This window comes from Streptomyces europaeiscabiei (genome assembly GCF_001550375.1).
In the GTDB taxonomy this organism is placed as follows: domain Bacteria; phylum Actinomycetota; class Actinomycetes; order Streptomycetales; family Streptomycetaceae; genus Streptomyces; species Streptomyces europaeiscabiei.
Map to the genome: position 1 here is coordinate 1 of NZ_LRTR01000869.1, position 1863 is coordinate 1863.

2 protein-coding genes are annotated in these 1863 nt (G+C 75.1%); one reads left to right on the top strand and one right to left on the bottom strand.

Annotation, left to right across the window (positions count from 1 at the left end; translation table 11 throughout):
* Window positions 1-654: cell division protein PerM (locus AWZ10_RS44295; protein ID WP_244172769.1), on the bottom strand; the 654-nt coding region annotated here is incomplete at its 3' end.
* Window positions 655-780: 126 nt separating this feature from the next.
* On the opposite strand from AWZ10_RS44295, the gene AWZ10_RS44300 reads away from it, so the two are divergent.
* Entirely contained in the window at window positions 781-1770 is a 990-nt protein-coding gene (locus tag AWZ10_RS44300; protein WP_244172770.1) for a SigE family RNA polymerase sigma factor, read from the top strand.
* Window positions 1771-1863 lie beyond the last annotated feature (93 nt).

Sequence of the window (1863 nt, forward strand, 5' to 3'; positions counted from 1 at the left end):
GCGCGCCGCCCACACCCCCGTGCCCGCCGCGAGCGCCGCCAGCAGCGGCACGCACAGCGCGGCCCACAACCACGACGGCCGCAGCACCCCGCCCGAGGCGTACAACGTGACCGCCGCGCCGACGGTCGCGTATCCGATGACGAGCCCGGCCCACGTCGTACGGGCGCTCGTACCGGAACCGTCGCCCGCATGGTCGCGGGCCGATCGGTGCAGCAGGACCACCGGCAGGGCGAGCAGAAGGAGTGGGACGAGGCCGACCGGGGCGGCGTCGCCGGAGAGCGTGTCGGTGCGGACGAGTTCCACGCCGTGGGAGAGCAGCCACAGCGCCGCCGCCACGTGCAACGCCCCGTCGGGCCCACTGTCCGGGTACGGCGAACTGATCCACAGCACCGTCACGAGGGCGACGAACGCCCCGAGTCCGAGCCCCGCCGCCAGCGCCCCGCCCAGTACGCCGGCGACGAGCTTGGGAGACCTCCGCCGCACCCGCCTGAGCAGCGGCGACCGCGGCGACGAGGAGAAGGACGGCATGGGCGGCAGGGGCCTCATGGACGCCCCGGGTGCCGTGGGGGATGCCGACCGGCCGTGGTCGGCGGGGTGGTGGCCCGGCCCCGCGGTCGGGTCGTTCGGGTCGGTCGCGTGTGTCACGTCGGCCATGCTCCCAACGACACGCGCTTTACCGGCGTAACGAAGGATTCATGCACGTGTCGCCCAATATGTGCTTATGTGCTTTTTCGTACGAAGGTTGGTCCAACGGAGGTCGCTGCTGCGAGAGGCGATCCGGTGACCGGGACTGGAGACGGGGCCGGGGCCGGGGCCGGGGCCGGGGCCGGGGCAGAGACTGGACACGGGGCCGGGGCCGGAGTCAAGACGTCCGGCGAGCTGCCCGTCCGGAGCGGGACCGAGTCGTATCAGCAACCGCTCGGCGAGGGCGACGACACCGCCGCCGCCGATCCGGATACGACCCCACCACCCCTGACACCCGGCCAGGCCTTCGACGCCCTCTACGCGTACTGCGCCCCCTCCCTCGTACAACAGACCTATCTGCTCACCGGGCGGCGCCACCTCGCGCGCGAGGCGGTGGAGCGCGCCTTCCAGCTCGCCTGGCACCGCTGGCCGGAGGTGGCCGTCGACCGCGACCCGGCGGGCTGGGTGCGGGCGGCGGCCCACGAGTACGCCCTCTCCCCCTGGCACCGACTGCGCCCCGTCCCCCGCCGGCACCACGAACCGCCGCCGGCCGACCCCACCGGCCGCGCCCTGCTGACCGCGCTGCTCGAACTGCCGCCCCCGTACCGCCGCACTCTGGTCCTCTACGACGGCGTCGGCCTCGACCTGCCCGACACGGCCGCCGAGACGGAGTCCAGCACACCCGCCGCGGCCGGCCGGCTGCTCCACGCCCGCGCGACCGTCACGAAGCGCCTCCCGGAGCCGGTCTCGGCCGACGACCTCAGCCGTCTCCTGGCCGCGCTCCCTTCGGACATCCGCCCGGGCCCCACCAGACCGCTCGCCCTCCGCGAGCGAGCCGACCTGCGCGCCCGCCGCTGGATCCACGCCGCCATCGCCTTCACCACCCTCCTCCTCACCACCACCGCCCTCACCCTCCACACCGCCCCCGACCACTACGAACCGCCGGTCCCCCCCGGCGCCCCGATCCACGGCATCCCCCCGAGAGCGGCCCCCGGCCCCCTCTCCCAACCCCAGCAGAAACTCCGCGCCAAGCTGAGAGCAGAAACGGCCGCCGGTCCGGAACGCCTGCACCCGGAGGCCCACTGAGCCTCACATCCGCCGCGCCCCGGCTGCGGGCGGTCGGGCCGCCGCGGCAGGACGGGTGGGCGCGGGCGGCGCCCTGCGAGCACCGGTGAGATC